The following is an 8,242-nucleotide window of genomic DNA, read 5'->3' as shown; positions in this document are numbered from 1 at the left end:
TTCTCAGCATCCGGATCAGTAGGCAGGAAGCACAAAGGCACGTCATCCCTATAAAACGAATGCAGACCGGAAAAATTAGCGAATGAGAACAAGTGTCAGGCGGGGCTGTGCGAGGGTTTGAGAGATGTGCAAATCAGTGTGGGAGCGAGCCTGCTCGCGAACGCGGTGTGTCAGGCGCCATCTATATTGGCTGACACGGCGCATTCGCGAGCAGGCTCGCTCCCACAGGGGTTTGCGGTGGTCAGGCAGTCGCGGCCATGGCATGCCGGCGATGGTGCACATCGAGCTGATCCTTGATCACCTTCAGTACCTTCGCTTCATGCTCATGAATAAAGAAGTGCCCGCCCGCGAGCATGTCAACCGAGAAGCTGCCGCGGGTTTCCTTGCTCCAGCCGATCAATTGCTCGGTGGTGGCGCGGTCAGCCTTGCCGCCGAGCACATGCACCGGGCAATTGAGCAGCGGTCGCGCCAGCGGTTCGAACTTGCCGCACAGCTGAAAATCCGCGCGCAGGATCGGCAAGGTCAGGCTCATCAGCTCTTCGTTGGCCAGCACTTCTTCGCTGGTGCCATTGAGCGTGCGCAGTTGTTCGATCAACTCGGCGTCGGTCTTGGGTTCGGCAAAGCCGCGATCATAATCGGCGCGCAGGGTGGGTGCCGCCGTGCCGGAAGCGAACATCGCCACCGGCTCCGGGCAACCAAGCGCGCGCAAGGCATGCGCCATTTCGCAGGCCAACAATGCGCCAAGGCTATGGCCGAACAGTGCATAAGGGACTTTGAGTGTCGGGCGCAATTCCTTGGCCAGTTGCATCGCGAGCCCACGCATGTCGGTGTGCAGCGGCTCACCAAAACGTGCGCCACGTCCCGGCAGCTCAACCGGTTGCAAGTGTAGCCACTGCGGCAGTTTCGCCCGCCAGCGGCTGTAGACCATGGCACTGGCGCCGGAATACGGCAGGCACAGCAGGGTCAGCTTGGTCACCACGCTTTCCTCGAAAAATTCATCTGTAGAGAGAGACGGATCCCACGCCGGGCAAATTAGTCATCGACCAGTAAATTCCCCCAACAGGCGCTCGTTAACTGTTCAGGCCAAAACCAATAATGAGGGATCACCGTGGACCTGCAGAGCATCCTGGGCAAACTGTTCGCCAATGCCGGCGCCGTCGGCATCGAAGGCGTTTTTCAATTCGTGTTTGGTCCGCAGCAGGCCTACTGGTCCGAGGTCAAGGCCAGCAGCCGCACCGTGCCCGGACGCCACGCGAGCCCGGACGTGACCATTGAAGTCGCCGAGCGCGATTTCCTCGGGATCATGAGCGGCATGGCCAACGTCGAAGAGCTGTTCGCCAGCGGACGCCTGAAGATCGGCGGCAATATGGGCCTGGCAACGATGCTGCCGCAGATCATCGAGCATGCGATGCACGGCCGCGCCGTGGCGGAAAAAGTCGACATGAACAAGCGCTACCCGACCCCGCCGCGCTTCAGTGAAAAACTCACCGCCAGCCTGCCGACCCAAAGCAGCATCGAACGCCTTGCGCGCAGTGATCTGTCGGTCACCGAGTTCAAAAGCCGCTATCTGCCCAACGGCATTCCCGTGGTGATCAGCAATGCGCTGCAGGACTGGCCACTGTTCAAGCTCAGCCGTGAAGAATCGCTGGTGCATTTCGCCGAGCTGCAAGGCATCACCCGCCATGGCGACTACGTGAAGAAAACCTTCTCCACCGAACGTGATTTCCGCTCAACATCGATGGCCGACTTCATCGCCTCGCTGGATCAACCGGCGGTCAAAGGTGTGAATGGCGAACCACCCGCCTACATGGGCAACAACATCCTGCCGGCGCAGTTGATGCAACAGATCAAATACCCGGCCTACTTCGACGCCTCGTTATTCATTCCGCCGCGTATCTGGATCGGGCCGAAAGGCACATTGACGCCGTTGCATCGTGACGACACCGACAACCTCTTCGCGCAGGTCTGGGGGCAGAAGAAATTCACCCTCGCCGCGCCGCATCATCGTCAAGCATTGGGCACCTGGTCGACGGCGCCGAAGGGTGGCCTGGATGGTTGTGATTTCAACCCGGATGCGCCGGACTACGAGCGCTTCCCCGCCGCTCGGGACGTGACCTTCCTGCGCGTAACGCTGGAGGCTGGGGATCTGCTGTTTTTGCCGGAGGGCTGGTTCCATCAGGTGGAGTCGGTGTCGACTTCGCTGTCAGTGAATTTCTGGGTCAACTCGGGACGAGGCTGGTAAACAGCTGCCACCTCCACTTTGTAGGAGCTGTCGAGTGAAACGAGGCTGCGATCTTTTGACTTTAACGATCAAGATCAAAAGATCGCAGCGTGCCGCAGCTCCTACTCGAGATGGCGGTAACTCTGTATTGCCGAGCCCAGCACCACCGCACCGGCCGCAATCGCCAGCCAGAACCCGCTACGAGCACCGAAGGCATCCACCAGCCAACCGGAACCGGCAGCCCCCATCGCCACGCCGATACTCAAACCGGTGACCAGCCAGGTCAGGCCTTCAGTCAGTTTGGCTGGCGGCACAATGCGCTCAATCAACGCCATCGCCACAATCAGCGTTGGCGAGAAGAACAGCCCGGCGACGAACACGGCCACCGACAAGCCGAAAATATTGCTCGCCAGCAACAGCGGCAACGTCGTCACCGCCGTCGCCACGCCGCCGTACAAAAACAGTTGCGGCAATGGCAGCTTCGAGCGCATCGCACCGAAGGCGATACCGGCCAGGCACGAACCGATGGCGTACACCGACAGCACAATGCTCGCGGCTGCCGGTTGCCCTTGCTGCTGGGCAAACGCGACGCTGACCACATCAATCACACCGACGATGATGCCCATGGCAATCATCAGCGCCAGCAGCAATTGAATGTCTGTTGAAGCAATGATCGAACCCTGATGATGCGACTCCTGCGGATGCACCGCCGGCTCGGTGCTGCGCTGGGCGACGAACGCCGTGACACCAATAGCGAGCGCCAACAACGCCGCCAACGGCCCGGCCTCGGGGAACACTGCCACACACAAGCCCACCGACAACGGTGGGCCGACGATGAAACACACTTCATCGAGCACCGACTCCAGCGCATAAGCGGTCTGTAGTTGTGGTTGGCCGCGATAGATTTCCGTCCAGCGCGCCCGCACCATCGCCGACATGCTCGGCATGCACCCGGCCAGCGCGGCGAAGATGAACAGCGTCCAGGTCGGAGCCTGCAAGCGGGTGCAGAGCAGCAACATCAACAGCGCCCCGCCGCCGATCAACGCCGATATCGGGAGAATTTTTCGCTGGCCATAACGGTCAACCAGACGCGACACCTGTGGCGCGCAAAACGCCGTGGCCAAGGCAAACATCGCCGCCACCGCACCGGCCAACGCATAGCCACCCTTCAACTGTGAAAGCATGGTGATCACACCAATACCGGTCATGGAGATCGGCATGCGCGCGATCATCCCGGCCAGCACAAAATTTCGTGCGCCGGGGGCGGTGAATAATTCGCGGTAGGGGTTTGCCATGGGTTACAGCCTCATCAGGGGCCGCCAAGTTGCCATAGCGCCGGGAGACGTGGAAGCGCGCAATTGTTGGTGGAATGTGAAGGCGTGAAGTCCAAGGGCCTTTTGATGAACAAGTGATTCAGCTGCCCTAGCGAGCCTGCCGGCGTCAACTGACCAGACCGATGGAAACCTCCGTCGAATGCTGGATCGACGACGACCATCTGTCGCAAAGCCCACAGACCTGTCAGGTCTGACAGGTGTCTTTTTTCGTCAATCGGGCTCTGATGACCCTGCGCTCAACTGCGAAGGAATCGTCGATGAAATCGCCTTGGTCCGTTCCGCCGCTGTATGGACTTGCACCCTTTAGAGTCGACCCCTGTCTGGCGGCGGAAGTGGACGAACGCCTTATGCCGTGGATCGAGCAGGTCGGGATTTTTCCAGGCCAGCACAAAAAAGTGCGAGCGATGGGCTTCGGGCGCTTCGCCATGCTTTGCCATACCGACACCGATGATCCCGATCGTCTGCTACTGGCGGCGCAATGTTTTGCCGCCCTCTTCGCTGTCGATGATTACTACTGTGATGATGAGAGAACCGGATCTGAACCGAAAATGGTCGGCCCGCGCCTGTCCGTGGCGCTGGCGGCGCTGGAACCGGTTTACTTGAGCGAACGTTTCCGACCCGGCCTTGAGCAGGCACTGAGCAGCGATCCGGTACTGGTCGCTCTGCGCGGCTATCTGGCGCGGGTGGAGGCCCTCGCAACACCGGCACAGGTCGCACGCGTACGCCATGAAATCATCGCCATGTTCGTGACCATGAGCGCCGAAGCGGCCTGGCGCACCGAAGGTCTCACGCCAGCGCTTTGGGAATATCTGGCCCACCGTCAGGTCAACAGTTTCCTGCCGTGCCTGTCGTTGATCGACATCATCGGAGGCTATGAACTGCCCGCAAATGTGTACAGCGCACCCGACGTGCGACGCGTGACAACTCTGGCCGCCAGCGCGACGATCATTGCCAATGATCTTTTTTCGGCGCTGAAGGAGCAGCAAGCCGGGATCGGTGATTTCAACCTGCCCTTGCTGTTGATCCGCGAACAGCAATGCTCGCCTGAACAAGCGATGGCGCAAAGTGCCGCCATTCACGACGAAATCATGCATTTGTACGAGGCGGCAGAAAACACCGTATTGCTGCGGGCCTCGCCGTTACTCAAATGCTATCTGACGGGCCTCAAGTGCTGGCTGGCCGGCAGCGTGGAGTGGCATCGCACCAGTGGGCGCTATCAGGTCTAAAGCTATCGATCTTTTCATGATCGCGAGATGAACTCTCGCCGCCGCCCGTCGGTCAGCTAAATAAGCCCACCGACCCAAGGCGCGACGCTGCATGCATATTTCCCTCGCCCGACAAACAGCCCTGATCACCGGCGCCAGCTCCGGCATCGGCCACGCTTGCGCCAAAGCCCTGGCTGCGGCGGGCGCAGCGGTGGTCATCAACTACAACCGCCAGGCTGAACCGGCCGAAGCATTGGCCCGGCAGATCATCGCTGACGGTGGCCAGGCCGTCGCCATCCGCGCCGACGTATCAAAGGAAGACGAGGTTGAACGGCTGTTCGCCGAAACCCTCGATGCCTTCGGTTCGCTGGATATTCTGCTGGCCAATTCCGGGATGCAAAAAGACGCCGCCGCTGTTGATATGTCGCTGGACGACTGGAATGCGGTCATCGGCGTCAACCTCACCGGACAGTTTCTCTGCGCCCGCGCTGCCCTGCGCATCTTCAATCGCCAGGGCATTCGCGAAGGCGTGTCCCGCGCGGCCGGCAAGATTATCCACATGAGTTCGGTGCACCAGCGCATTCCCTGGGCCGGGCACGTCAATTACGCCGCGTCCAAGGGCGGCGTCGACCAACTGATGCAGACCCTCGCGCAGGAAGTCAGCCACCAACGCATTCGCATCAACGGCATCGCGCCCGGGGCGATTCGCACGGCGATCAATCAAGACGCCACCGAAGGCACTGCCGGCGAAAAGCTGCTTGAGCTGATCCCTTACGGACGCATCGGCGACGCGGAAGACGTCGCCAATGCGGTGGTCTTTCTCGCCTCGGACGCCTCCGATTACATCGTCGGCACCACCCTGTTCATCGACGGCGGCATGAGCCTCTATCCGGAGTTTCGCGGCAATGGCTGAGCATCACCTGGAACGACAAAGCCCGATTGACGCCCACGGCATCATCGGCGACATGCGCAGCGCGGCACTGGTCAACGACCGTGGCAGTGTGGATTTTTTCTGCTGGCCGGAGTTCGACAGCCCATCGATTTTCTGTGCGTTGCTGGACACCCCTGATGCGGGGATTTTCCAGTTGGCGCCCGACTTGCCTGATGCGCGCCGCGAGCAGATCTATCTGCCGGACACCAATGTTCTGCAAACCCGCTGGCTGAGTGAGCGGGCGGTGGTGGAAGTCACCGATCTGCTGCCTATCGGAGACAGTGACGATGCCCTGCCGCTGCTGATGCGTCGGGTACGTGTGGTCAGCGGCGAAGCGACTTTCACGATGCGCTGCGCCGTGCGCCACGATTACGCCCGAGCCGACACCCGAGCAGAGATGGATCAACAAGACGTGACGTTCAGCGCTGCTGGCCAACCGTCACTGCGCCTGGCTTCGGACCAGCCGATGCAGATCGACGCGCAAGCGGCGGTGGCGCAATTCACGCTCAAGCAAGATGAAACGGCGGCGTTCATGCTCGGTGCGACCGATGATCCACGCTTCGCCGAAGGCGCCGGACACTTGTGCATGGAACGCACGCTGAAGTTCTGGCGCGACTGGATCGGTCAGTCGATTTATCGCGGACGCTGGCGGGAAATGGTCAACCGCTCGGCCCTAGCGTTGAAACTGCTGACGTCGCGCAAACACGGCGCGATTCTCGCCGCCGCCACCTTCGGTCTGCCGGAAACACCCGGCGGCGAGCGCAACTGGGATTATCGCTACACGTGGATCCGCGATGCCTCGTTCACGGTGTACGCGTTCATGCGCCTGGGCTTTGTCGGCGAGGCGAACGCCTACATGGGCTGGTTGCGCGGGCGGGTCAGCGATTGCTGCGGCAAGCCGATGAAGTTGAATATTTTGTACGCCATCGATGGTCGTCAGGAATTGCCGGAAACCGAGCTGTCGCACCTGTCCGGTCATGGCGGTGCGCAACCGGTGCGCATCGGCAACGGCGCTTACGATCAGATTCAGCTGGATATCTTCGGCGAGCTGATGGACGCGGTGTATCTGGTCAACAAATATGGCGACGCGATTTCCCACGAAGGCTGGAAGCATGTGCGCGAAGTGGTCGATCAAGTCTGTGAGACGTGGCAGACCGCCGATGTCGGCATTTGGGAGATGCGCGGTGAGCAACATCACTTTCTGCACTCGCGGCTGATGTGCTGGGTGGCGCTGGACCGGGCTATTCGATTGGCCTCGAAACGTTCGCTGCCGGCACCGTTTGCGCAGTGGGACCAGACCCGACAGGCGATTTACGCGGATATCTGGGACAACTTCTGGAATGAAGAGCGCGGACATTTCGTCCAGTACAAGGGTGGTACGGCGCTGGATGGCTCGATGCTGTTGATGCCGTTGGTGCGTTTCGTCAGCGCCAAGGATCCACGCTGGCTGTCGACCCTCGCGGCCATCGAAAAGACCCTGGTGCGCGACGGCATGGTTTATCGCTATCGCAATGACGACAGCAACATTGACGGCCTGGCCGGCACTGAAGGCGCGTTTGCCGCGTGTTCGTTCTGGTACGTCGAGTGCCTGGCCCGCGCGGGGCAGGTTGAAAAAGCCCATCTGGAGTTTGAGCAATTGCTGCGTTATGCCAATCCGCTGGGCCTCTATGCAGAGGAATTCGACAGCCATGGTCGGCATTTGGGTAATACCCCGCAAGCACTGACGCATTTGGCGTTGATCAGCGCGGCGAGCTTTCTGGATCGGCGCTTGAGCGGGGAAAAGAGTGAGTGGCAGCCGTAATGTTCGCCAGTGGTTGTAGGAAATAGCCCACAAAATGATGACTTTGTAGGATTTCTGTGGCGAGGGGATTTATCCCCGCTGGGCTGCGTACAGCCGCAAAACCATCCTGCTCATTCATTCAGAAGTATCGGCGCTTCTGACTTTGGGGCCGCTGCGCAGCCCAACGGGGATAAATCCCCTCGCCGCAGTTGGGCACACCTGCGGACTACAACGGCTAAACATCCCCCCTGTCCTCCCTCCCCCGCAACTCAGTCACACCCGGAAATACCCTGTTGCCAGCTGTTACATCCCCCCCTACCATCCACCGCAACGGGCACAGCGGAGCTGTCCAATAAAACCCGAATTCAAGGAACCAGAATGTCCCAGCACGTCCAGCGCAGCATCGACTCCCCTCTTCGCACGGGCCTGACCCGCACCCAGCTCTGGGAAGCCGCGGACCAGGGCCTGATCAAATGCTGGGAAATCGGCCGCCAGCGCGCCACCCGCTTCCCCGACCTCGCGCAAAAATGTCTCGCCGGCGAACTGCCCGTGCTCGGCTGGAAAGGTGGCGTGAGCCGTAGCCTGAAGAAAAACGAGAAATATGGCTCGCTGAAATATCTGGCGCAGTGGCAAGGCTTGCGCGGAGAAGATCTGGATATTGATCTGAGCAAAGAACGTTCACTGACTTGTTCGCGTACGAAGATGCGGGTGACGTTTACCCCGGATCGTACTAAGTATTTCAATCAGGTGGCGGAAGCCGAGGCTTAAGGA

At 60.3% G+C, this 8,242-nt stretch carries 7 protein-coding genes; 5 read left to right on the top strand and 2 right to left on the bottom strand.

Annotated elements, in window-relative coordinates; all coding sequences use genetic code 11:
* Window positions 1-241 precede the first annotated feature (241 nt).
* The gene (locus tag ACRRSD_RS24785; protein ID WP_435035860.1) at window positions 242-979 is read right to left on the bottom strand and encodes a thioesterase II family protein; all 738 of its coding nucleotides are present in this window, start codon (window positions 977-979) and stop codon (window positions 242-244) included.
* A 129-nt stretch (window positions 980-1,108) separates the two neighbouring features.
* Here ACRRSD_RS24785 and ACRRSD_RS24780 point away from each other — a divergent pair, with 129 nt between their 5' ends.
* A complete protein-coding gene (locus tag ACRRSD_RS24780) occupies window positions 1,109-2,242 on the top strand; it encodes a cupin-like domain-containing protein (RefSeq protein WP_435035859.1) in 1,134 nt (377 codons plus the stop codon).
* A gap of 101 nt (window positions 2,243-2,343) precedes the next feature.
* Here the strand turns inward: ACRRSD_RS24780 and ACRRSD_RS24775 are convergent, their stop codons facing one another.
* Window positions 2,344-3,516, bottom strand: a complete 1,173-nt coding sequence (locus tag ACRRSD_RS24775; RefSeq protein ID WP_435035857.1) for an MFS transporter — start codon at window positions 3,514-3,516, stop codon at window positions 2,344-2,346.
* Between the two features lie 263 nt (window positions 3,517-3,779).
* Between ACRRSD_RS24775 and ACRRSD_RS24770 the strand changes: the two genes are divergently transcribed.
* The 4 genes from ACRRSD_RS24770 to ACRRSD_RS24755 all read left to right on the top strand — a co-directional run bounded on the left by ACRRSD_RS24770 (window position 3,780) and on the right by ACRRSD_RS24755 (window position 8,239).
* Window positions 3,780-4,781, top strand: a complete 1,002-nt coding sequence (locus tag ACRRSD_RS24770) for a family 2 encapsulin nanocompartment cargo protein terpene cyclase (protein WP_435035856.1) — start codon at window positions 3,780-3,782, stop codon at window positions 4,779-4,781.
* Window positions 4,782-4,872: 91 nt separating this feature from the next.
* The gene (locus ACRRSD_RS24765) at window positions 4,873-5,673 is read left to right on the top strand and encodes a glucose 1-dehydrogenase (RefSeq protein WP_435035854.1); all 801 of its coding nucleotides are present in this window, start codon (window positions 4,873-4,875) and stop codon (window positions 5,671-5,673) included.
* On the top strand, window positions 5,666-7,492 hold the full coding sequence (locus ACRRSD_RS24760) for a glycoside hydrolase family 15 protein (protein ID WP_435035853.1): 1,827 nt from the start codon (window positions 5,666-5,668) through the stop codon (window positions 7,490-7,492). The genes ACRRSD_RS24765 and ACRRSD_RS24760 overlap by 8 nt, the downstream gene beginning before the upstream one ends.
* Before the next feature lie 357 nt (window positions 7,493-7,849).
* On the top strand, window positions 7,850-8,239 hold the full coding sequence (locus ACRRSD_RS24755) for a hypothetical protein (protein WP_435035851.1): 390 nt from the start codon (window positions 7,850-7,852) through the stop codon (window positions 8,237-8,239).
* The last annotated feature ends 3 nt before the right edge of the window (window positions 8,240-8,242 follow it).

The organism is Pseudomonas neuropathica (genome assembly GCF_051174785.1).
In the GTDB taxonomy this organism is placed as follows: domain Bacteria; phylum Pseudomonadota; class Gammaproteobacteria; order Pseudomonadales; family Pseudomonadaceae; genus Aquipseudomonas; species Aquipseudomonas neuropathica_A.
Note: the sequence above shows the minus strand (reverse complement) of the source record. Positions and strands in the feature narration are given on the sequence as shown.

Excerpts from the sequence above, each read along its gene's own strand:
- ACRRSD_RS24765 (WP_435035854.1), top strand. The coding sequence starts at position 4,873 with ATGCATATTTCCCTCGCCCGACAAACAGCCCTGATCACCGGCGCCAGC.
- ACRRSD_RS24755 (WP_435035851.1), top strand. The coding sequence starts at position 7,850 with ATGTCCCAGCACGTCCAGCGCAGCATCGACTCCCCTCTTCGCACGGGC.
- ACRRSD_RS24775 (WP_435035857.1), bottom strand. The coding sequence starts at position 3,516 with ATGGCAAACCCCTACCGCGAATTATTCACCGCCCCCGGCGCACGAAAT.
- ACRRSD_RS24770 (WP_435035856.1), top strand. The coding sequence starts at position 3,780 with ATGACCCTGCGCTCAACTGCGAAGGAATCGTCGATGAAATCGCCTTGG.
- ACRRSD_RS24760 (WP_435035853.1), top strand. The coding sequence starts at position 5,666 with ATGGCTGAGCATCACCTGGAACGACAAAGCCCGATTGACGCCCACGGC.